This window comes from Paenibacillus sp. Pae15, from assembly GCF_024519685.1.
Lineage (GTDB): Bacteria > Bacillota > Bacilli > Paenibacillales > NBRC-103111 > Paenibacillus_G > Paenibacillus_G naphthalenovorans.
In genome coordinates, this window is the sequence record NZ_JALJRM010000014.1 from 1 (window position 1) to 23160 (window position 23160).

Consider the following 23160-nt stretch of genomic DNA (forward strand, 5'->3'; position numbering starts at 1 on the left):
TTTTTTTGCGCCTGCAGGTCACAAATTCTGGTTACACAAACTATTGTACATCATCGGGTAGCATGCTATCTAACAGAAAAATTCCGGCGTTTTCTTATTTCTTTATTTCCCTGCTCCTGTTGGGCGTAATTACAGGCTGCGGCAGCCCTGTACAAGAAGCAGCTACCACGACCGCATCCGAAGAAAAAAGATCCATTACACTGGCCACAACGACCAGCACTCAAGACTCAGGTCTATTGGATTCCCTTCTTCCGGCATTCGAGCAAAAATCCGGTATTCAGGTCAAGGTCGTCGCCGTAGGTACAGGACAAGCGATTCAATTAGGGAAGGACGGCAACGCCGACGTTCTCCTCGTTCATGCCAGACCTTCGGAGGATGAATTTGTAGCCTCGGGCTTCGGCATCAATGCTTATGATGTAATGGTGAACCAGTTTCTGATTGTCGGACCCCAAGACGACCCTGCGGGCATTAAAGGAATGGCGACGGCGCCCGAGGCGTTTAAAACGATAGCCGAGAAAAAAGCGGCCTTCATCTCTCGCGGAGATGATTCGGGAACCCACAAAAAGGAGCTGTCCATCTGGGAAGCCGCAGGTCTCAAGCCTGAAGGACCATGGTATTTATCGGCCGGCCAAGGCATGGGGGCGACGCTCCAAATGGCGGATGAAAAGAATGCTTATACACTGACGGATGAAGCGACTTACTTGTCCCGCAAAGGAGATCTTGATCTTGTCGTTTTGAAGGAAGGAGATGCTTCCCTTCTCAATCCTTATGGCGTGATCCAGGTCAAATCTACCGAAAAAGCCAAAGAGGCGGAACAGTTCATTCAATTTTTGACAGGCGATGAAGGCCAAAAGATGATTGAAGAGTTCGGGAAGGCCGAGTATGGGAAAGGATTGTTTGTCCCCGGCGCCAAAAAAAGATAAGAAAAAGGGAGTGTAGGGAATCTTTAGCTTACATGTTCTTGAAATTATAGGATTATCCATCCGGGTTTCCACCCTGGCCATCCTCATCGGGATGCTCATCGGCATCCCTTGCGGCGCTTTTCTGGGACTTTATTCCTTTCCCGGAAAACGCTTGATTGTCATTCTGGTTTTTACGTTCATGGGACTTCCTCCTGTTCTTACCGGCGTGATTGTGTATTTCTTGCTGTCCAAATACGGCCTGCTCGGTTTTCTTCAGCTGCTGTTCACTCCGGAGGCGATGGTCATCGCACAGAGCATCCTGGTTGCTCCGATCATTACGGGGTTGACCATGTCTGCCGTTCAGGCGCGGGAAAGAACGTATTGGGAAACGGCCAAAAGCCTCGGAGCCTCCCCTTTCCAGCTGGTATGGACGATCCTCAGGGAAGCCCGAAGCGGAATAGGGTCGGGAATATCCACGGCCTACGGCCGTGCGATATCGGAAGTCGGCGCGGTCATGCTTGTCGGCGGGAACATCGAGCATGAGACCCGGGTGATGACCACGGCCATTATTCTGGAGACCCGTAAGGGGAATTACGATGCCGCCTTGCAAATCGGTATGGTCCTTCTGCTGATCAGCTTTATTTTTAACAGCTTTCTCGTTGCAGGCGCGCTGCGGAACTTAAACGACAGGAGGGACCGGTCCCGATGAAGCCCATTGAAGTCGAGCATCTTACCGTTGCTGCCGGCGATCGGATGCTGTTGTCCATCCCCCATGCCGCCTTTGATGAAGGCGCCGTTTATGGCATTGTAGGTCCCAGCGGCGCAGGCAAGAGCACCTTTTTGCGCGTATTGAACTTTCTGGAGAAGCCTCAATCGGGCAGCTTATTTTTTTCCGGGCACCGGGTGGATTTAACTTCCCTTTCCCATTCGGGAGGGCTTCATTTGCAAAGGCAAATGGCGTTTGTCGCGCAAAAGCCCGTCATGTTTCAGACCACGGTTTTTGAGAATGTAGCGTTGGGGTTAAGCTATAGAGGCATTCCCCGCAGCGAGAAAGCGCGGCTGGTCATGGAAGCCTTGAGGCTGGTCGGTCTCGAAGCCGCGGAGGGACGTAAAGCGGCATCCCTGTCGGGAGGCGAAGCCCAGAGAATTGCACTGGCGCGGGCGCTTGTCCTGCAGCCCAAGCTCCTGCTTTTGGATGAGCCTACCTCCAATCTCGACCCGCCGAACGTATTGATCATTGAACAGATCATTACCCGGATTCGCCGGGAAAGCCCGATGACGATCCTCATGGTTACCCACCATTTGCAGCAGGCCAGACGCCTGTCCGACCGGTGCCTGTTCCTTTATCAGGGACGGATCGTGGAACAAAACGATACGCAAGCCTTTTTTGAATCCCCCCAAAGCGAAGCCCTTCAGGATTTTATCAGCGGCAAAATGATCTATTAACCCTTGCAGGGGTAGAGGAGGTACCTATGGAACCAAATCAGAACGCCCGCTACTCGCGGCAAATGCTTTTTCCCCCCATCGGCCCGTCGGGACAAGAGAAGCTGTCGGGCAGCAGGGTGGCGATCGTCGGGCTGGGGGCGCTCGGCACGGTGTTGGCCAACCATATGGTTCGCGGCGGGGTCGGGTATTTGCGCTGCATCGACCGCGATTTCGTAGAGACCAGCAATCTTCAAAGACAAATGCTCTATGACGAAGAGGATGCCAGGAATCATATGCCGAAAGCCGTTGCCGCCGCGGACAAATTAAAAAAAGTGAATTCGTCGGTTACCATTGAGCCCATCGTAGGGGACGTCCATGCCTATAATGCGGAAGAACTGCTCAGCGACGTGGACATCATCCTGGACGGAACCGATAACTTTCAGATACGGTACCTGCTGAATGATGTCGCCGTCAAGCACCGCATTCCATGGGTTTATGGCGGTGCGGTAAGCTCCAGAGGCATGTTTGCGGCGATCCGGCCCTACGTCACTCCATGCTACCGCTGCCTGTTCCCCGATCCCCCTGCCGGCCGAGGGGAAACCTGCGATACGGTAGGCGTGATCGGACCTATCGTTCATATTGTTGCCTCTTATCAAGCGGCGGAAGCTTTAAAGCTTATGGTTGGCGCAGAGCATCACCTTAACCCTTACCTGGAGCAATTCGAGCTGTGGACGAACCGGCATATGCAGATGGATATTCGTCAGGGAAAGCACCCGGATTGCCCGGCCTGCGGCAAAGGGGAATTCGAGTTTCTCTATCCGGCTGCGGACAGCCTGGAGGTGTTTACGGCCTTATGCGGCAGAGATACGGTCCAGATCACCCCGAGAGGCGGACGATCGGTTAACCTGGAAGAAGAGGAGAACGTATTTCGCAGGATCGGGAAGGTCGAGCGGAATCCCTTCCTTCTGCGCTTTCACGTCGGCGATTATGCGCTGGTGCTGTTCAAAGACGGCCGGGTGCTGGTGCAGGGAACGCAGGACATTGACATCGCCAAATCGTTGTACGCCAAGTATATTAGCCATTAAAACAACAAGCCGGTGCGGGGATCCTTTTCCTTTCACCAGCTTGTTCATTTCCGTATATTACTTTTGGATCGTGAACCCATTCATTTGCAGATGAGCATGGAACATGTCGTTGACCGAAGGCAAATCTTTCTTTGCAGGCCGGGACTCCGCTTCCCAGACCTTTGATTTCTTCAGTGCTCTCGGACAGTGAATAAAGCACTCCTCCACCTCTACAATGACACCCAATTGAGGCACTTCACTCCATTGCATCGCTGTTAAAATGTCCTCATTGCGCGTGATCCTTGTCCGGCCATTAATCCTTAACACTTCCTCCAGGCCCGGTATGATGAAAAGCATACCTGCATATGGGTTCTCAAGCATATTCAACAAGGAGTCGACACGCCGGTTTCCCGGCCGTTCGGGATAGATCAGATGCCGGTCGTCTATGACTTTGACGAAGCCCGGTTCATCTCCGCGGGGCGATACATCGCACCTCCCCTCTTGATTGGCTGTGGACAGAAAGAAAAGCGGCGACATCGACACATAATTTCGAACATGTGAATCGATTTGTGCAATGCTTTTTTTAAGTACGGCTTCGTGAGGAGAGCCTACCAAATCCCTCAGCTCATCCGCACGGGTAACGATCCCTTGCGACCATAATTCATGAATCATCCGTATAAAACCTCCTTATCCGAAGAATCCCATGCTGCTTTTCTCTTACTATCCATGTTTTCTCTCGATTTGTCCATACTGATTCTTAACGTGAACAGGGATTCCCCCAAAAAACGAACGACTTCACTCCCGGGATACAGGAATGAAGTCGTTTTTTGGAATGGAGGCTTCGCCGGGAATCAGCTGCGTTCGTGCAGCGGGGCGGATGAATTGAATTCTCTGAGCTTAAAGGCATCCTTCAGCCAAACCGCGACCTCTTCAGACAAAGCATTCAGGATCACTTTGCCGGCGGCAGCATTGGCGCCGCCCGGTGTCCCGAAAACGCCGCTGGGGCTAATGGCCTGCACACCCTTGGTCTCGATGGCTTCCAACCATCCTGCTTCTCCTGCCGTATAGCCTGTGACGGCTTCAAACGCGCGTACACGGTGCTCTCCCATGACATGAAGCGCCAGACTCGTCTCAATCGCGCCGGCATGACTGTCCGTAGACGCAAGCTTGAGCCCTGCCTTCACCCCGGCTTGAAACATGACATGCAGGAAACGCCTGAAATCGGTATAAGCGGCTACCTGCATTCCGGGCCATATACTGCTGCAACCGGCCGCATATTTGCCGAGAAACCGGAAATTCCCGCCATGGAAACTGAACAGACCGATACGGGTCAGCCCCATACGCCTCAATGCCGTGATGTATGCCTGAATTACGGCTCCGAGCGTTACGGGACCAAGGGTCACTGTGCCGGGAAAATCCGCGTGATGCTCCGATAGGCCGGCCATGATCGTGGGTGTTACAACGATGGGTTCTCTGCACCGTGCCGCAACCTCGGCCGCCAACACTTCAGCCAATGCCGAATCCGTCACCAGGGGCAAATGCGGCCCATGCTGCTCGAGCGCACCGATGGGGATCAGACCGACCGCGCCGCGGTCCTGCCCAACCGCCCTGGCCTCGGACGACGTCAAATATTTCAGCTCGACAAAACTCATAACAGCTGCGCTTCACCGGAGACTTCCTGATCCGCCATGCCAGAAGGGGGAAGAAACACATCATTGAACGTGATTTTGCCGGCTTTACGTTTCTCTTCAGCGTATGGACCGCGGTCGATCAGCTTCAGAGGAGCCCTCTTTTGATGAATTTCCCGCCTTTTCAGCCGAGTGGCTTCCTCGTCAACGACATACTCGGCGGTGAGTCCCTGCATGCGCTTATGAACCACCACACCGTAATCGCGCTCGGCGCTTTCGATGGAAACCAGCTGCCGCAGCACATCCATGCGTACGGCCTCCACATCCCGCTCCAGCGGGTCCCCCCAACCTCCGCCGCCAGGAGTTGTAACCCGGATGATATCGCCCGCTTTCACCGGGATTCCTTCCTGACAGAACTGGATCAGCCGTTCGTCAGCAGTACCGGGATTAATCCATGTTCCCCCGGGCTTGCCCGGCCCGCCGCCGTTAACGCCGTAACAACCGAACGCCGTGCGGTCGACATACGTAACGTAATACCCGTCGGCCAGCATACGAATGTCCTTCACGTAGCCCATCCCTCCGCGATATTTGCCGCATCCGCCTGAATCGGGATTGAGAGCAACCCGCTCGACAATAACAGGATAGCGCTGCTCGATAAATTCCGCCGGAAGGTTCTTGGCATCGTTCACCATGTCTACTGCATCGGTTCCATCCGCATAGGTCCGCGCTCCGGAGCCGCCGCCGAATACTTCGCGGTACAGCCAAGGCTTTCCTTCCTCGTCGTAACCGTAAACGCCATATACCTGAACGCAGTGCATATCCACCGACACGTTTCCTCCAAAAGCCTGGGCAAGGGCCGCTCCATAAACGCCGAAGCCGCGGAACCAGCACTGCATACGGTTGATCACAGGCGCCGGATACTCCGACGTGAGCACGGTTCCAGGCGGCAGCTCGCAGCGGAATACTCTGGTCACGCCTTCGTTGATCACCGTCCCCGGTGCAAATCCGGCCAGGAACGAGCCTACCCATTTGGACAAAAAGCGTCCGTCGTTGGGCGAGTTCAGAGGACCTTCGGTTTGCGGATTCGTCCCCGTCCAATCCAGAATGATCTTCTCGGGGTCCTTGCGCAGGGTGACCATGAGCTTGACAGGATCGTCCAGGTTGATTCCATCGTTATCGAGGAAATCCTCCCCCGTAAACTCTCCATTGGGGAACATAGGCAGGATCACATCCCGTACCGCCTCCGCGCAGCGATCCATCAGCTTGTACATGGCGGCCTCGACGATATCGGCTCCAAGACGGTCGCAAAGCTGCTTTACTTGACGCTCAATGAGACGGCAGGCGCCGATGAAAGCATCCAGATCTCCGCGCATCGTATCCGGGAAGCGGGTATTGCGGAGCACAATCTTATAGATATCGTCCTGTAACCTGCCTTGGTTGTACAGTTTGACCGGAGGGATCTGGATCCCCTCTTCAAATATACTTGTGGAAGTGGTCGGCCAACTGCCTACCGACCGGCCGCCCACATCCTCAGTGTGACCAAAGATCAAGGAGAAAGCAATAAGACGACCGCTGTGAAAAATAGGGACGCACACACAGTAGTCGGGCAAATGCGTAATCGTACCATGGGAGTCGTAAGGATCATTGTAGAGAAATACGTCCCCCTCGTGAATCTCCTCAAGAGGAAAGTGGGCGCGTATAGGGTCCGCACTGGCTCCCCAGGAAACCGATGTTACATTATTGCAGTCTACGGTACAAATCGAAGCCCGATAATCGTGCTGCTCACGAATGATGGTTGAGCGCCCGGCAAGCTCAACAGCCGCTTCACCCTCATCTACCGCAGCCTCCAAACCGCCCTCAACGACGTCCAGAGTAATAGGATCCACTTGGGCCTTGAAGCGTTCAATGCGCGCCCATTCCTCTTCCGAACGGGGCCACTCCTGCTGCCGGAACGGCTTATACAATGGCGGCTGGTAAATGGACGCGTCGAAAATCAAAGGTTTGTCGTTTGACATATTAAGATCCTCCTTTAGCGTATCGTGTGAGGAGCAAGTGCCCGAACTCGTTTACCGTAACGTACCACCCGGGTTCCACAACGGTAGTGGTATCGTACTGCTCAATGACCGCCGGCCCGGCAAGCGGCTCCGGGATGGGTTCTGTGGGGCGTGCGTACACCGGACAATCCACGAAATCTGACGCCTCGTTTACATACATCGGCTGTATAGACTTCAGCAAGTCGCTCCACCGGAGCTCCGAGCTTTGCTTTGCATACTGGCGAGGTGGTGCGAGCAGCCCGAAGCCGGTTACTCCGATATTTACGATTTCGACCAGCGTCTTGTTCTCGTAGGAGTACCCGTACTGGTCTTCATGAGCAGCATGGAAGCTTTTGATGGTACCGGCAAGCGATCCGGCAATGGAACCGTCAGGAACAGGCAGGGGTACACGAATTTCAAACGCCTGTCCGACATATCGCATGTCGAGAAACGCCTGCAGACGAATGCCGCTGCTGCTGTCAAACCCTTGACGGGCGAGATCCGCCGAGACCCGGTCGCGCAGCTGCAGGAACTCGTCGTTCAGCCGGTCCACATCGAGCGCGTCTTCGCGCTGCACATCGGTAATCACGTGATCCACACGCACATCCGAATAAAGCAGCCCGGCCGCAGCGGTGGCTCCAGGCGCCGTAGGGATCAGAATCCTGCTCATGTCCAGCGCATTCGCAACAGGGGAAGCCATGAGACCGCCTGCGCCGCCAAAGGCGAACAACGCATAATTGCGGGGATCGCGTCCACGGCGGACAGAGACGACGCGTATTCCTGCAGCAATGTTTTGCGTAGCGATCTCGAGAATGCCTGCGGCCGCTTTCTCGACGGAAAGCCCCAAGGGTTCGGCAATTTTGGCTTGTATGGCGTCATAGGCAGCCTGCCGATCCAATGGAATCGAGCCGCCAAGCAGGTAAGGCGGAATCCGGCCCAGCACCAGGTTCGCATCGGTAATTGTGGGCTCTTGGCCGCCCCTTCCATAGCACACAGGGCCCGGAAACGACCCCGCGCTCTGCGGTCCTACCCGCAGGGCTTTGCTGCCGCTCAGCCAGGCGATGGATCCGCCGCCCGCTCCCACGGTCGTCATATCGATCATTGGAGATTTGATGTCGTAGATATCGATCCTGCCTTCAGATAACAGACGGGGGATTCCGCCTTCAATCAAAGCCATATCCGTGCTGGTCCCACCCATATCCAGGGTCAGCACATCATGGATCCCGGCCGCGCCGGAAATGGCTGCGGCGGCGATGACGCCAGCCGCGGGCCCCGAGAGAGAAGCGGCAATAGGCCGTTTGATTAATTCATTGGCGGTGGCGACACCGCCGCTGGATTTCATCACATATAGCGGGGCTTCTATTCCCGCCCCTTGTGCCCGATCGCCCAGCCGGTCAAGATAAGTGGAAAGAAGAGGCATTAAGCCGGTATTCAAGCACGTGGTCAGTGTCCGTTCATACTCGCGATATTCCCGGATGACATCAGCGGAAATGGATACAAAGCATTCGGGATATTCCTCTTGAATGATCTCCCGGGCACGTTCTTCATGAACAGGATTCTGATAGGAATGAAGGAAGGATACGGCAATCGCTTGAACGCCCAGATCACGGTATTCGCGTGCAGCCAATCGAATCTGCAGCTCGTCCAGCGGACGCAGCTCCTCGCCTCGATAATTGAGCCGTCCCTCAACCTCGCGAACCAATTCCAACGGTACAACCCGGGGCGGTTTGATCCACCAGGTGATGGCGCCAAATTCTCCGGGCACGTTCTGGCGTGCAACCTCGAGCATATGACGGTACCCGTTCGTAACAATAAGTCCGAGGCGTGAATACTTTGCCTCCAATACGGCATTCGTGGCTACGGTGGTTCCGTGAAGCAGCATGGCAACGTCGGAAGCGGATGCGCCGATCTCTGCCAGAACACCTTCGATGCCGGCAAGGAAGGCGCGGGACGGATCATCGGGAATACTCGATGTCTTGAACACCTTCTCCTCACCAGTCACATCATTGAGAGCTACCACATCTGTAAACGTGCCGCCTGTGTCGATACCAATGCGCCAACTCATTCGGTCCTCCCCTTTCTGAATCTTCCTGATTGTGCATAACGCCACAAGGTTGAGATTCTACCTCATCTGCGTTTGCCTGAACCCAGTATAACAGGGAGGTGACCTGCCGATCTGTTCATTAGTTACATATCCATCATTTTGCCGGTACGGCCCGATTGCGCCGCGTCCCGCTCACCCAATCTCGAAGGCCGCCAACCGCTCCAGCTCCGGCATATTCGTGATGAACAGAACGCCCTTCCGGAGATCGACCAATCCACGCGCGCGCAATCCGTTGAGCACCCGGGTCACCATCACTCTGGAGGTACCCGCCAAAGCGGAAAGCTCCTGATGGGTCATGGACAGCGCCCGCGTACCCTCGGGTTTGCGGGCAAGGATCTCCACCAAAATCCGGGCCAGCCGAACCTCGGAGGGATCGAAGGTCAGGGTCATCATCTGGTTGCTCAGCATCCATACCTTATGGGCTATCGATTGCATCAATGTGAAGGCGAAGTCCGGACGGATGCGAATAATTTTCTCCATGGTTTCCCTGGAAAATGCACTGACCTTGGTAGATTCTACGGCTTCTCCCGTGTACCAGTGATTAGCGTGCTGAAAGAACGGAACATCCGCAAAAAACTGCCCGGGCTCCGCAAAGGCCAGCACTTTCTCCGTACCGTCCGGACGAACGATGGTAGCCCTTACATGGCCGGCATGCACATAGAAAAAATACTGTGCGGGTTCGCCTTGCCGGATGATAATGCTCCCTCGCGGGAAATACCGGGGAGTTGCAAGTTCACTGACCTCGGACGGCAGCGATCCAAACGCGCGGGGATGAAACGCTTCTTGAACGACGTGCTGCATTTGCATTAGGTTACTCCTTTCCTATAGGGCATGATTAAGCTGTGAGAAATACGTTAATATCTGAATAATCAAAAAATTTTATCAAATAAAAGTCTATGATGCCCGGCATGATAATCTTATTAACGCGCTGATCATGAAATGTTGAATTTTGGACAATGCTTCACGGATCTTAAGCCTTGTCAGGAAAGGGTATTTGCAAGAGTGATGGAGAAGGAAATTGCGGTGCTTTTGCTTTTGAGGTGAGACTGCACGTCGTACTGAAAATAGAATGATTCCTATAAAACGCTATGTATAGATAATAGCTTAATATTTGGGGAGGAACAAGAAAATTCTGTTACAACATATGCGGCTTTACTTTCATCCTGAATTGAACCATTTCAAAAAAAGTGATGGAAAATAAAAAGTATTTCCAACTTTGAGAAAGTCAGAAATACTTGTCCCAGATCATGAACCGCCTGCATAAAAGAATCTTCCGTTCTCTAACACTCCCTACTTCCACGTGGGGCTGCCCAAAATCCTCCCCCGTCCTTGAATCGCGCCGCCGCGGCTAACGTTTTGTCTGTAGACTGCAATGACTGCACCAGCAGCTTTCATAAATTTCGTGTTACGCCGACGTATCGACATCAAGCATGTCCAATAAAAAGATAAAGATCGGAATTCCCACGATCAGGCCCCATGTGCCCAGGTAATGCTCCGAAAAAATGAGAATAATAAACGTATAGAACATAGGAAGGTTCACTTTGGAAGACATCAGCTTCGGGTTCAGGAAATACCCTTCAAGAAAGTGAAGCACAGCAATCATAGATAACACATAGATGACCATCAGATAACCGCCTATCGCATATCCGATAATACTTAAAGGAATTAATGAAACCAAGAAACCTACTACGGGAACCAGACTAAGCAGGAAGATCATGATGGTTAGCGCAAAAAGGTAAGGATAGCCGAGAATCCATAGGCCGGTAACCGTAAAGATGGTATTGCATGTAGCAATAAGAAGTTGAGCCTCCAGCACTTTGCCAAAAGATAAAACGAATTTCTTCCCGAAATACTCAAGTTCTTCATATAACCAGGAAATTTTGCTGTTTTTCAATCTGGATGTAAAGGCGGCAATTCTGTTTTTTTCGAGGATAAAGACAAAGCTCAGCACGATTGCCAGTACGAACGTCGTCCCCCAATTGCTGATTTTAAGAATATATTCGAAGCCTTGTCTTACGTAGGATTGCAAATCCAGGTCTTTTATGGTTTTGTACACATATTGAGACAGCTCATCCTGAGGAACCGGCAAATGCGACAGCCCGATCAGAGTAGCTTTTAATTGTTTGATTTGAACATAAAGCTTCGGCAAATAATTAATGATACCGATGACGATGGTCGTAACTAAAATAAGATACAGCAATATGATAATGACCTTGCTGTTGACCGGGATGTATTTATTGATTTGCTTCGTTAAAAAATGCTGAAGACTGTTCATAATGTAGATGAATAAAAAGGTTAACAGAATGAGGTTCAGCATGTCCCTTATGCTAAACAACAGCAAACATATTACTAAGATGATCAGAAATCGTCTTACCGTCAGATTTAAAAAGAATCGCTTAATATTCTCCATCCATTCGTCTCCATTCACTAACCCTCGAGTTTGTCCTATTCCTCAGTCTACAACAATGAAAATAGTTAGGGCAATAAAATATACAATATTAACTTCATTTCCTTCCGGAAAAGAAAACAGGAAGCCGCAGCTTCCTGTCCATAATTTGTTCTATTCTATTACAAGACTGATGCCCGCAACCTTTTCATTACCCCTTGAACGAAAATGCCGGAAGCCCTTTAACCTGCGCGGCTACGCTGAATATTCCACCGGCCAACGGCTGTTTATCCAACTCCCGTTCATGGAGTCTATGGCGGGCCGTCGTAATATACAGGACATCGAGATCCTTTCCACCGAAAGCGCATGACGTCACCTGAGAGGCTGGAACCCTTATTTCGTCAAGCTGCTTCCCGTTATCCGGATTCCAGCGGGTAACCCGATATCCGCCCCAATGGGCGATCCAAATCATGCCTTCCGCATCGATGGTCATTCCGTCGGGGAGCGCATGATCTAAGGTCAAATCAATCATCACCCTTTGACGGCTCAGCGTTCCTGAGCTCATTTCGTAATCGAAGGCGACCACCTGCTTTGTCGGTGAATCGATGTAATACATGGTACGGCAATCCAGGCTCCAGACAATACCGTTGGAGATACCGATTCCCGTCAGCATCTTGCGGACGTTCAGATCCGTATCCAAACAATACAAGGCACCCGACCGCCCTGTTTCGTTCAAGTTCATGGTTCCTGCCCAGAATCTTCCGGCGGGGTCGCACTTACCGTCATTAAATCGATTCTCCGGCTGATTTTGTTCCGGATCCATGACAGGGGTCAGCACCTCCGTTTCCAAATCAAGCGAGTAAAACCCATTCTGCAGGGCCAGCATAACACCGCCCGCTTCTCTGGGCACAACGGTTCCAACGAATTGGCCAATGGGAATCGAACGGTCGGTATGGTGCTCCGGGTCGAACACATGCAGCGTTTTTCCCGTAATATCCACCCAGTAAAGCACCTGCTTTTCAGCATCCCATATCGCACCTTCACCAAGATCGGCTTTGGCATCCAATACAAGGCTGCATTCTGTCATGATAGTCCCTCCCCATACCCTTTTTTAACCATTCATCCGGCAGGCGGCATCGCGGCCTGCCGGATCAAGCCTTCCTTACAAATTAACCTGAAATAAAAGCTCCGGATTATCGAACAATTCTTTCAACACAAGAGCGCACGATCCGATAAGGTTGGCCTTCGGCCCCAGTTTGGAAAAAATGACCCGCACCCTTTCCTTCGGTACCGGCAGAGCTCTCTGCTGAATCTGCTTCTCAATTTCGGTGATCAGGCGTTCTCCCAAGTGAATCATTTCGCCATGGATAATGATCAGCTCCGGATTGATTGAATTGACAAGATTGGCGATACCGATCCCGAGATATTTGCCCAAATCCTCAATGGCCAGTTGGTATACGACGTCATCTCCCCGGCGGATCGCTTCCCCGATCAGTTCGAAGGTCAACTCGTCCCGCGTTTGCACCATGTCTTTCAGCAGTAACGTGCGCGATAAGTTTTCGTGAATTCTTGACATGAGGGAATTCGACGAAGCGTACATCTCCCAGCAGCCGTCATTTCCGCATCGGCACTTCAAGCCGTCCATTTGAATGGTCGTATGCCCAATTTCTCCAAAGCTGTCGTCTTTGCCCCTCATAATCCGGTTATCGATAATGATCCCCGCCCCGATGCCAACGTCCGTCATGAGGCTGACAAAGGTATCCACGTCTTGGCCTTCGCCAAACATTTTTTCGGCCAGCACCTGGTTGCGGCATTCGTTATCCACCCAAACCGGCAGATGAAAGGCCGAAGACAGGCTTTCTCCCAGTGAACAACCGTTTAACACTTCTAAATGGGTTGATGTCAGAATCGTTCCGGTGCTTGTCTCGACCAGTCCCGGGCAGCCTACTCCGATTCCTTTGACGGGAATCCCCAACTCCTTCGCCTTTAGAAGCAAAGCACCCGCCAAATCCTTCACCTTGGCAAGCATCGTTTCCGTCGTATCCTTCGGGGTGATCGATACGCGAAGCTCGTGCAGAAGGTTTGCCGAAAGATCCATGAGCGCCGCCTTTATGGTATTCACGGTAAAATACAAGGCAAGAATGCCTCCGCCCCTGGCATGAAAGGCGATTAATTTGGGGCGCTTGCCTCCCTGGTCCGTGGAACTGCCCATTCCGCTCACTTTGATATATCCTTCCAAAATTAATTCTTCCACCAAAGCGGAAACCGTAGGGCGGCTCAGCCCCAATTCCTTGCTGATTTCCGGCTGGGTCGTTTCGCCCGAATTACGGACCCACTGCAAAATACTGAGTTTATTCGATTGTTTGATATCTGTTTTTCTTGAAATGATAAGCAAATTTCACGCAGCTCCTATCCAAATCTATATATAGTTTCACAAAATGCCGTACTTATTAAACGCCTCCACGATCCCCATCCCGTTTTCAAGGGCTTTTCTCATTTGGTTCTCTCCGCTCACTTTGTCCAAAGCCTTTGTTACCGTCTCATGGATGATCTCCTTGGGAACGACGACGACGCCGTCATGATCGCCGAAAATCAAATCCCCCGTACGGATGAGCACACCGCCGCATTGAACAGGTACGTTGCAGGCGATCACGTCGGTCCTGCCCTTGGAATCATACGGACTATAGCCACGGGCAAACACAGGAAACCCCATTTGTTTGATTTGCATACTGTCGCGGATCAACCCGTCAATCACCGCTCCCCTCGATCCTTTGATTTTGGCAGCCGTACTGAGCAGCTCCCCCCAAAATCCGCTGCGGGTCGAACCATTGGTCGCAGCAACAAGGACGTCCCCTTCCTGCAGCGCATCGATCGCTTCAAGCTCCTTTTGATAAGGTGCGGACGGAATTTCGTAAACATCCGCAGCGAGCACGGTTAAAGCCCTGCCTGCAAATTTGGAAAAAGGAATCACCGGTCGTATATCATGAGTCATGCACTGCTGCCTGTAACCCATTTCGTCCAGAATATCCGCCAGGACCGCACTGGTTAAAGTTTTTTCCATTTGAGCATAGTTCAAAAAAATCCCGTTGTCCATTCGTATCCCCCATTTGTTCCGTTCATGGAAAAGGAGCGGATAGAACGTAAATATGCTTTCCAGCCGCTCTTCATTGATTATTGTTCCGCTATTTTTTGCAGATCGTCCAATGCCTGTTTGGGCGATTTTTGGCCGAGCAGCGACTGCTGCACCGCCTTGATGGTTTCCAAACGTATTTGAGTAAATTTAGGATCGTTTAACGGATAAAATTTAGCGATCGGCAGTTGGCTGATGAACTGTGCCGCCAACGGATCCTGCTTGGATAGACTTTCCCCGACACTCTTTGTCGCAGGCAGCATACCTTCATTTTTCATGAACTCTTCGTAACGTTGATCCTCATAGAGGAATTCGAGGAATTTGCCGACGGCCTCCTTGTTTTTGGTCGACTTGAACACCATCAGGAAATCCTGTACCCCCAGGTTGAAAGGCTGCTTGCCTGCATTGACCGGAATCGGCGCCACTCCGTATTTCAGGTTCGGCGCATCCGCCTTCAGAATGGTCGGCAGGAAGTTGGCCGTAATCATCATCCCGACCTTCCCGGCTCCGAACACCTTTTGCAGCTCATCCCGGTTGATGGCGGTCGGCTCGGGGTTGGTCACTTTGTCATTACGTACAAGGTTGGTCAAATACTGCAGTCCCTCCACGTTTTCCGGAGAGTTCAGCACCCATTGATCGCCCTTTTTCCAATCTCCTCCATTCCCCCAAATGAAATAGGAGAAGTAGGCTTGCCCTTCGAAGGTCGTCATCGGTACGCCGAAGCCGTCGACTCCCGTTTGTTCTTTAATGGCTTTGGCCGTTTGCCTCAGTTCATCCCATGTTGCCGGGGGCTCTTTAATGCCTGCTTGTTCAAAGAGATCTTTGTTATAGTACAGACCGCGGATCGATGCGAGAAGCGGAAGGCCGTAGCTTTTGCCGTCCAGCTCACCCGCTTTGTAAAACGACTCGTAAAATTTGCTTTTCAGGTTTGGAGAAATCACTTCGTCCAACGGAAGAAGAAGATCATCAGCGGCAAATGCGGCATAATGGTTCAAGTTCAAAATGTCCGGCGTCTGTTGGGTGCTCACCATCGTATTTATTTTTTGCTCCAGAACGTCCCAACCGACAACCTGCAGGTTCACTTTGATATCCTGATTCGCTTGTTCAAATGCACTGACAACCTTTCTGAGAAAAGGCTCGGTCGCATTGCTGTATTGAGCGGCGATGAAGGTGATTTCTTTTTTCTCCCCGCTGCCGCCACCGGAAGAAGATGGGCCCGGAGAGGGTGGCGGGCTTCCGTCTGTCGAATTGCCCCCGGTACATGCTCCCAATAGAGAGGACATCAGTAATAACAACGTTAAGAATACCGGCGCCCGTTTTAATGAATTCCTGTTGTTCACTTTGAATCCCTCCAAAAGTTACTTTTTGTGAAGCAAGCGTCTGCAAGAGCACGATGGGTCCGTTACGGGATGCTCTCACCCCCTTTAAGTCCGTTTAACAGGCCGATGGACTCCCGAACGATCAGCTCTCCGGCCTGCGGCGTGAGCTGACTGGTTCTTGCGGTTTTGATTTCATATCCTCCTTCTTCAAAAGCGCGTTCCGTAGGCACATATCCTATATAATCGTTCGCCATCCCCACAATCAGGGTATAGAGATAAGGGGACCGTTCTTTTATAGCCAGACCCAGTTCTGCAAAAAGCTCGCACGGCAGGCTCAGCAGCGCATGGTCTCCGATTTGAACCGCTTGAAGCTCCGTTTGCAGAAACTCGGCTTTATGTTGACTGAGGATCAATATTTCTTTGGCATAAGCTTCATCCGGCACGCCGTCAAGCAGAGAGGGAATGCTCCATCCTGCATTTTCCAGAAGCTGCAGGGCGTGCCGGACCTGTTCCTCCGTAATCCTTCTTCTCGGGAGTAAAACCGGTTTCGAAACGCTTTTCAACCGGAGCGCAGCCGAATACTTCAATGTCGGCAGAACATCGAGCACCCGACCCGCCAACCGGCTTCCGATGCGCTCCGCCTCCCCAAAATCGCGCGCCTGCCCCGGATTGGATATATCGATATGATTGATATCCCCTTCGGCGCCGTTCGCAAAGAGCACAACCGTATCCCGGCCGAACCGGTGCTCCAAGCGTTCGGTCAAGCTGTGCACATAGTCCCTCGATATCAACCCATCCTTACCGACCAGTACAGCGGTATGAAGCGTAAAATGAACCAAGATCGAGCGGATGGCCCGCCGTTCGTCCGCAACCGAAATCACGAATACATCCGGGTCGATCGGCCCGGCCGCAGATTTCACCTGGGAGGGATCCAGCCCTTCCCAGTTCATGCGCAGCGTTCCGTCCTGCATCATGATGCGCCGGTTAAAGCTAAGCGCGTCTTCATATCCTTTGCCGATACCGACCGCCGCTTCCCAGACGTTGTCCGTGCATAGGACGGCCCCTTCGATCACTTTGCGGGTCAGTTCTTCAATATACGAGATGACGAGCGGATCGTATTCGTCCTTGAAGGCTTCCATCACATCAGGCCCGGAATGGGTATGTGTGGCGAACAGGATGATGCTCTCGGGCAGGATTCCCGTTCTTTCGCGGATGCCTTCCTTAATAAGCCTTCCGAACGATGCGAAAATGCCGATCAAATCCAGTCCGATGAACAACAAAGCATGCCTTCCGTCGTTCAAATACAGGAAATTGGCATATAAAGGATCATGTACGCCCTTGGACCGGTTATCCTGACGAATGTTTCCGCCGATAGGAGTACCGGTTTGCGGCGTGATATCGATCTTGCAGCAGCCCGCTTTCACCGTTCGATCACCTCGCCTGTCGGTAAGATTTTCTCCACGCCTCTGTCGGTTTCATAGATAACAACCTTTAATTCCTTGCTGATCTTATCCCCTGCGCGTATTTTCTTCGCCGTTCCGTTGCGGATCGCTTCATTAAGGCCGTCTTCCCCGATCGACGGACGGCTGGTGAAAGGTTCGATGACGACCGTATAAGCGTTACCGTACCACGGATAGCCCTTCGTTCCGCCAAACTCCTGCCAAATCCACAGATGGGGAAAATCGTCCACAGGCCACGCCATCCCTATGCCCAGATTCATGCGGCGGTTGGTCAGGGCATACCAGCCCTCCTTATAGGCCGTCGCATAAAACATATCCGTAGTTTCGGCGCCGATGCCTCCAATTTTACGCAAATCCGCCGGTTTTCCATGTACATCGACAGCGTACGGCCAGTCAAAGCGGTTGCCGTGCGGCAGGCGGTTTGATGGCTCCGCTTTGTCCGAGGTAATAATCGTGCAATCCGGAAGCTCGAGAATGCAGTCCTCGCTTAAGAAAGGAGCTCCATAGCTGGGATGATGACCCCACATGAAGTCAAGCTCCGTCCTGCCGTAATTATGGATCGTCTCACGAAATTGGATGACCGGCCGGCCCGCTTCCAGGCGGATTCTTTTCTCCAGAATAAAGGGCGTTCTTAATGTTTTGGTCGTGAGAAGCACCTCTACTGCCTCCGGCTCGTCGACGAGAACGGCAAACTCCCACGGACATGTCGCCACCTCGCCATGAAAGCCAAGATGGGCGCCCTGGTAATAGGAAGGTCCGCTGGCCGAAGGAAACAGCTCCTGCCAGCCTCCGTGATAATAATCCGTAAAAATGCCCTGGGGATTCTGCATGGAAGCGGGGATAGGCGGATGCCTCAGCCCGATCGGGGATCGCCACATGAAATCGACATCCTTGGGCTTATACAATAATTCGAAAATGTCCGATCCCTTATCGAGCAATATCGACATCCGGATCAATTCGTTCTGCAGCACCAGCGTTCTCATGCCTTTGTAGGTCCCGTAAGGATCGATGCGGCATCCGTAATGGGCTTCCCTCATTTGTTTTTTCCCCTTGCTTCAACCGGAATCACGGTTTCCACCTTTCCGTTTCGGATACCGATCAATTCATCCGCCAGGTTTACCGTCGGGCAAACATGGTTGGGAATGATCTCCAGACGGCCGCCAATGGAGACAGGAAAATCATGTGCAGTAAGCATGACCCCATGTTCCTCGGAAAGCCGGTCAATCCGGACTTGCGGAGCCGAACGAATGCATCCGTATCCCTCCGTATAAGCCCCTTTATCCGAGGAGAGGGTTTTGGAGCCCGCATCGATGACCGCACGGTCTTCCGAAGGTCTGCTGACTACCGTTGTATGGATCGTCAAGGCGCAATCGACAATCCCGGCGAGCCCTAGCGAGACCATCGTCGCGTCGTTGAAAACGTAGGTGCCCGGCCTGATTTCTGTAATGCCTTCAACCTCCTTGCAGTGAAACGATGTCGGCGTCGAACCCACGCTGATCTCCGGAATATCCAGCCCGAGCTTTTCCTCAATTAGCCGTTTGGTTTCCGCCAGCAGCGCTCCTTCCAGTCGGCTGATGCGAATCCGTTCTTCCTGAGAATCCGCCTTGTAGGAGTGGCCCGCATGGGTCATTAGCCCGGTTATGCGAACAAACGGCAGCTTGGCGATATCCCCGGCGAGCTGAAGCGTTTCTTCCCCCGGCTGTCTTCCGCAGCGCTGCAGCCCCGTATCCACATCAATGTATAAGGACATGGTTTTGCCGAGCCGGCGGCCAACCTCGGAAATCCCGCGCGCCGCTTCCACGCTGTCCAAAGCTACGGTTACCTCGGCATGAGCGGCCAGCTTCTCCAGCCGCCGAAGCTTCTGCTCTCCGACGATCGGATAGGCGATCAGAATGTCGGTAATCCCGTGCTTTCGCATCACTTCGGCCTCCCCGATTTTGGCCACGGTAATGCCGAACGCTCCATACTGCAGCTGCTTCAAGGCGATCCAGGGGCTTTTATGGGTTTTTACATGCGGCCGAAGACGCACTCCCGCTTCCTCCGCTCTTAAAGCCATCCGCTTCATATTTCTTTCCATGATGTCCAAATCCACGACCAGCGCCGGGGTGTCTATGGATTCGATTCCTAAAGCTGCTTCACTTTCCATCAATGCTTCACTCCTCCTGCCGTAAGTCCGCTAATTAAATACTTCTCGATGCTGAGAAAAAGAATAACGACCGGCACGATCGCTACCAGCGAGGTGGCGAACACATACTGCCATTGGACGTCATACATGCCGAAGAAAGCGTAAATTCCGACGGTCAGCGGCTTCGACGTTTCCGTCGAAATGAAGGTCAACGCGACGGCGAACTCATTCCATGCGGCAATGAAAACAAAAATGACGGTGGTCATGATCCCCGGAACGGCCAAGGGCAGCGTAATCCTGCGCAGGGCCTGCCATTTCGTACAACCGTCCAGCCAGGCGGCCTGTTCAAGCTCATACGGGATCGTCGAGAAATAACCGCTGAGTATCCACACCGCAAACGCCTGATTGAAGGCGGCATTGGTGAGAACAAGTCCCCAGACCGAATCCATCAGACCTAGCCAATGCATTTCGCGGAACAAGCCGACAAGCAGCACGATCGGCGAGAACATCTGCGTTATCATAATCAGATACAAATACATTTGTTTCCCTTTAAATTTCATCCGTGCCAGCACGTAAGCGGCCGGAATTGCACAGATCAACGCCAAAGCCGTGGCGCCGCCCGCAATCACGACGGTGTTCAGCAAATAATCGGCCAACGGCACCATATGCCAAATATCCGCAAAGTTGGAAAATGTCCAGTTGACCGGAAAGAAGGTCGGGGGGATCGAATAGACCTCGGCCTTGCTTTTTAATGAAACGATCAGCATGATCAGGTAAGGAAAAACCATGACAGCAAAGAGAACATAAGCGAACATGGAAAGGAATGCATTTTGAATTCTCATTGACCTTGGCACGGCTATTCCCTCCTCAAGGCAATGGTCGTGTAAATAATGGAAAACAACAATAGAAGAAGAAAACTGATCACGGATACGGCGGCGGCTTCACCCATCTTATGAGCGGCAAAGGCCAGCTTGTACAGATAGGTAATGATGGTATCCGTCTGATGGACAGGATCCCCTTTGGTCATCGACCAGATGATAGGGAACGAATTGAAAACATAGATGGTGTTGAGCACCGTACTGATGGTCAGAGGCTGTCTTAAAAGCGGCAGGGTGACATGATAAAACTGGCTCCAGGCGTTTGCGCCGTCCACACTGGCGGATTCGTACAATTCGGCGGAGATCGACTGCAGGCCGGAGAGGAGCACAAAGCTCGTAAAAGGAATCGTCACGAATATCCCCACTCCGATCATCGCAGGAAAAGAAGTCGACGGCGAAGCCAGCCAGAAGATATTTTCATTAATCAGGTTGAGCTTAAGCAGAATCAAATTCAAGGCACCGTAGTTGTAATCGAGAATCCATTTCCAAATCACGGAGGTAATAATCAAGGATACCGCCCATGGGATAATCAGGGCGGCACGCACCCATCGCCGCCCGGGAAAATCCCTGTTCAGCAGCTGTGCGATTCCCAGTGACAGCACGGTGCTGATGCCGACTACGCTAACCGTCCAGATCAGCGTGTTTTTTAAAACCGTCAAAAATACGGCGTCGCTCAGGACGTTGGAGAAATTGCGAAATCCGATATATCCTTTCTTCACTCCGGATAAGCTGATTTGGGACACGGAAGCGGAAAATAGCTCGTAAATCGGGAAAACGGTAATGAATACGATGAGGCTGATACTCGGAAGCAGCCAGAGATACGGCGTTGTTTTCCCGATGATCCGGCTGCTGCGGCGAATTTTTTGTTCTTTCTTCTTTATTCCTGATCCGACCGTACCTTTTTCAATTTCCATGGCTCACCCCAATTCCATATGACCTTTGTATCCACTATTCCAACGGTATAACGATTTGCCCGGATGCATCAGATTTTATTTGAGAATGGCCACGGCGTCGATTTCCACTTTGATGCCCAGCAGTTGGCTGCCTACGGTTGTACGAACAGGATAAGGCTCCTTAAAGTAGCGTTTATACACTTCGTTAAAGGCCTGAAAATCCCCCAGGTCGCTTAGATGGACCGTCACTTTCACCACATCGTCAAACGTAGCGCCGGCTTGCTCCAATATGTACTTGAGGTTATCCAGCGTTTTAGCCGTTTGTTCTTCGATCGTATCACCTTGAACCGTTCCCGTTTCGGCATCGATCGGTCCTTGTCCCGCCGTATAGATCGTATTGCCGAATTGGATCCCTTGCGAGTAAGGACCCGCAGGAGCCGGCGCCAGACGGGTCAGCAGTTGTTTTTTCATTGTCTATTCCTCCCTTTTTATCAATGGTCATCGGTTGGTCATTCCGTACTGCCGTCAACTCCGCACCATTCCGTCATGGCCAGCGCATACAGCTTCACCAGCAGGAAAAAGTCCTCCACCTCGATATACTCATCGGGAGCATGGGCATTTCCGCCTTTGGGTCCCCAGATGACCGCCGGTGTCCGGCTGTAAAGATTAAATACGAAGGAGTCGCAGGCAAAGGGCGCTCCTTGTACGGGAAGACCGCCGGGATATACGGTTTGGGCCACCTTGGACAGCACCTCTAAAGAAGGATGATCCTCAGGAATGCCTGTCCCCGGCAGAAAACGGATCAATTTCTCAATGACAGGCGGCATATCGCGGAGAATGTCATCATGGGCAGCCTTTTCCCTGTAATAATTTTCGAAGTCGCGGCGCAGCTCCTCTTCCGTTGTCTCCGGATAACACTGAATCCATACATCGATCGTACAGTGGCTTGGCACCCTGTCGCTTAGAGGCGAGTTAACGGGACCCGCTTTCACGCTTTGTACGTACGCGGGCAGGCCGTGGTCATTCACGAACCAACGGGATTGGGATCTCTTTCTGCGGTGATCGGTTTCAAACTGATGGAAGATCTTAAGGAATCTTGCTGCGGCAAAGACGGGATTGATCAAAGGCTCTCCGCTGAAGGAACGGCCCGGACGCCCCCGGAAGGTGATTCGGAACATACTGCCGCCCTGATTGGCCGGGCAAATGGCGAGATTGGACGGTTCCGGCACGATGGCCAAGTCCGCTTCGTAGCCTTTTAACACGCAGGCCAGCGTGGCGTTTGCGCCTCCATACTCTTCATCGACGACGGTCTCGATGATGACGTCTCCCTTTAAGGCAATCTTCAGATCTTCGAGCAGCTGGAGAGCCATCATAGCCGCCGCCATCCCGCCCTTCATGTCGAACAGGCCCAACCCGTACTGCTTGCCGTCTTTTACTGTTCCGGAGAAGGGATCGACCGACCAGGGGTCTTCTCCTCTGGGTACCGTATCTACATGCCCGGTGAAGATCAGCGACCTTCCGCCGCCCTTTCCCCGCTTTCTTGCCACAACATTAGGACGGTTCTCATACTTCCGATTGCCCAGATAGGCTTGATGTTCCGTCAGGCCCGGGACATCGGTCGGCAGAAACATATCCATGTCACAATTCAACGTGCTTAAAAAATGATAGATAAATTCCTGAATCTGTTTTTCGTCGCCCACAGGATAATGATTTTCGCTCGGGATCGAAACCAGGGACCTGTTAAAATCCAAAATATACTGGCGATGTTCATCTACCCACCGGCTGATGTTAGCGAGCATGAATAGCCCCCTTC

21 protein-coding genes are annotated in these 23160 nt (G+C 52.3%); 4 read left to right on the top strand and 17 right to left on the bottom strand.

The window, feature by feature from the left end; translation table 11 throughout:
* Positions 1 to 62: 62 nt before the first annotated feature.
* The 4 genes from NR121_RS13235 to NR121_RS13250 are packed head-to-tail and all read left to right on the top strand — an operon-like array spanning position 63 to position 3412.
* The gene (locus NR121_RS13235) at positions 63 to 923 is read left to right on the top strand and encodes an ABC transporter substrate-binding protein (RefSeq protein ID WP_062409071.1); all 861 of its coding nucleotides are present in this window, start codon (positions 63 to 65) and stop codon (positions 921 to 923) included.
* A 58-nt stretch (positions 924 to 981) separates the two neighbouring features.
* A complete protein-coding gene (locus tag NR121_RS13240; RefSeq protein WP_256831333.1) occupies positions 982 to 1611 on the top strand; it encodes an ABC transporter permease in 630 nt (209 codons plus the stop codon).
* On the top strand, positions 1608 to 2348 hold the full coding sequence (locus NR121_RS13245) for an ATP-binding cassette domain-containing protein (RefSeq protein WP_256831316.1): 741 nt from the start codon (positions 1608 to 1610) through the stop codon (positions 2346 to 2348). The genes NR121_RS13240 and NR121_RS13245 overlap by 4 nt, the downstream gene beginning before the upstream one ends.
* A 26-nt stretch (positions 2349 to 2374) precedes the next feature.
* Positions 2375 to 3412: a ThiF family adenylyltransferase gene (locus NR121_RS13250; protein ID WP_062409074.1), complete on the top strand. Its 1038-nt coding sequence runs from the start codon at positions 2375 to 2377 to the stop codon at positions 3410 to 3412.
* A gap of 57 nt (positions 3413 to 3469) precedes the next feature.
* Here NR121_RS13250 and NR121_RS13255 read toward each other — a convergent pair whose 3' ends face one another.
* The 17 genes from NR121_RS13255 to NR121_RS13335 all read right to left on the bottom strand — a co-directional run bounded on the left by NR121_RS13255 (position 3470) and on the right by NR121_RS13335 (position 23146).
* On the bottom strand, positions 3470 to 4063 hold the full coding sequence (locus NR121_RS13255) for an MSMEG_1061 family FMN-dependent PPOX-type flavoprotein (protein WP_054817880.1): 594 nt from the start codon (positions 4061 to 4063) through the stop codon (positions 3470 to 3472).
* 179 nt (positions 4064 to 4242) lie between these two features.
* Complete coding sequence (locus tag NR121_RS13260; protein ID WP_054817879.1) at positions 4243 to 5043, bottom strand: creatininase family protein; 801 nt, start codon at positions 5041 to 5043, stop codon at positions 4243 to 4245.
* Positions 5040 to 7034 (bottom strand): hydantoinase B/oxoprolinase family protein, encoded by a 1995-nt coding sequence (locus tag NR121_RS13265; RefSeq protein WP_256831317.1) that lies wholly within the window; start codon positions 7032 to 7034, stop codon positions 5040 to 5042. Before NR121_RS13265 ends, NR121_RS13260 begins: the two co-directional genes overlap by 4 nt.
* Before the next feature lies 1 nt (position 7035).
* Positions 7036 to 9117 (bottom strand): hydantoinase/oxoprolinase family protein, encoded by a 2082-nt coding sequence (locus NR121_RS13270; RefSeq protein ID WP_074727519.1) that lies wholly within the window; start codon positions 9115 to 9117, stop codon positions 7036 to 7038.
* A 171-nt stretch (positions 9118 to 9288) separates the two neighbouring features.
* Positions 9289 to 9963 (bottom strand): Crp/Fnr family transcriptional regulator, encoded by a 675-nt coding sequence (locus tag NR121_RS13275; protein ID WP_062409077.1) that lies wholly within the window; start codon positions 9961 to 9963, stop codon positions 9289 to 9291.
* Between the two features lie 598 nt (positions 9964 to 10561).
* The gene (locus NR121_RS13280) at positions 10562 to 11566 is read right to left on the bottom strand and encodes an AI-2E family transporter (RefSeq protein ID WP_062409078.1); all 1005 of its coding nucleotides are present in this window, start codon (positions 11564 to 11566) and stop codon (positions 10562 to 10564) included.
* Between the two features lie 187 nt (positions 11567 to 11753).
* On the bottom strand, positions 11754 to 12629 hold the full coding sequence (locus NR121_RS13285; protein WP_054817872.1) for an SMP-30/gluconolactonase/LRE family protein: 876 nt from the start codon (positions 12627 to 12629) through the stop codon (positions 11754 to 11756).
* A gap of 75 nt (positions 12630 to 12704) precedes the next feature.
* Positions 12705 to 13937 carry an ROK family transcriptional regulator gene (locus NR121_RS13290; RefSeq protein WP_062409080.1) on the bottom strand — a complete coding sequence of 411 codons (1233 nt, stop codon included), beginning with the start codon at positions 13935 to 13937 and terminating at the stop codon, positions 12705 to 12707.
* A gap of 36 nt (positions 13938 to 13973) precedes the next feature.
* Positions 13974 to 14636: an RraA family protein gene (locus NR121_RS13295; RefSeq protein WP_256831318.1), complete on the bottom strand. Its 663-nt coding sequence runs from the start codon at positions 14634 to 14636 to the stop codon at positions 13974 to 13976.
* 77 nt (positions 14637 to 14713) lie between these two features.
* Entirely contained in the window at positions 14714 to 16012 is a 1299-nt protein-coding gene (locus NR121_RS13300; protein ID WP_062409082.1) for an ABC transporter substrate-binding protein, read from the bottom strand.
* A gap of 62 nt (positions 16013 to 16074) precedes the next feature.
* Complete coding sequence (locus tag NR121_RS13305; protein ID WP_062409083.1) at positions 16075 to 17415, bottom strand: hypothetical protein; 1341 nt, start codon at positions 17413 to 17415, stop codon at positions 16075 to 16077.
* The gene (locus NR121_RS13310; protein WP_062409084.1) at positions 17412 to 18488 is read right to left on the bottom strand and encodes a DUF4432 family protein; all 1077 of its coding nucleotides are present in this window, start codon (positions 18486 to 18488) and stop codon (positions 17412 to 17414) included. Before NR121_RS13310 ends, NR121_RS13305 begins: the two co-directional genes overlap by 4 nt.
* The gene (locus tag NR121_RS13315) at positions 18485 to 19597 is read right to left on the bottom strand and encodes a D-TA family PLP-dependent enzyme (protein WP_074727518.1); all 1113 of its coding nucleotides are present in this window, start codon (positions 19595 to 19597) and stop codon (positions 18485 to 18487) included. Before NR121_RS13315 ends, NR121_RS13310 begins: the two co-directional genes overlap by 4 nt.
* Entirely contained in the window at positions 19597 to 20430 is an 834-nt protein-coding gene (locus NR121_RS13320; protein ID WP_235594315.1) for a carbohydrate ABC transporter permease, read from the bottom strand. Before NR121_RS13320 ends, NR121_RS13315 begins: the two co-directional genes overlap by 1 nt.
* Positions 20431 to 20432: 2 nt before the next feature.
* Positions 20433 to 21368, bottom strand: coding sequence for a carbohydrate ABC transporter permease (locus NR121_RS13325; protein WP_082660795.1), 936 nt, complete (start codon positions 21366 to 21368; stop codon positions 20433 to 20435).
* 75 nt (positions 21369 to 21443) lie between these two features.
* Positions 21444 to 21818: a RidA family protein gene (locus tag NR121_RS13330; RefSeq protein WP_256831319.1), complete on the bottom strand. Its 375-nt coding sequence runs from the start codon at positions 21816 to 21818 to the stop codon at positions 21444 to 21446.
* A 38-nt stretch (positions 21819 to 21856) separates the two neighbouring features.
* Positions 21857 to 23146: a M20/M25/M40 family metallo-hydrolase gene (locus NR121_RS13335; RefSeq protein WP_256831320.1), complete on the bottom strand. Its 1290-nt coding sequence runs from the start codon at positions 23144 to 23146 to the stop codon at positions 21857 to 21859.
* Between the last annotated feature and the right edge of the window lie 14 nt (positions 23147 to 23160).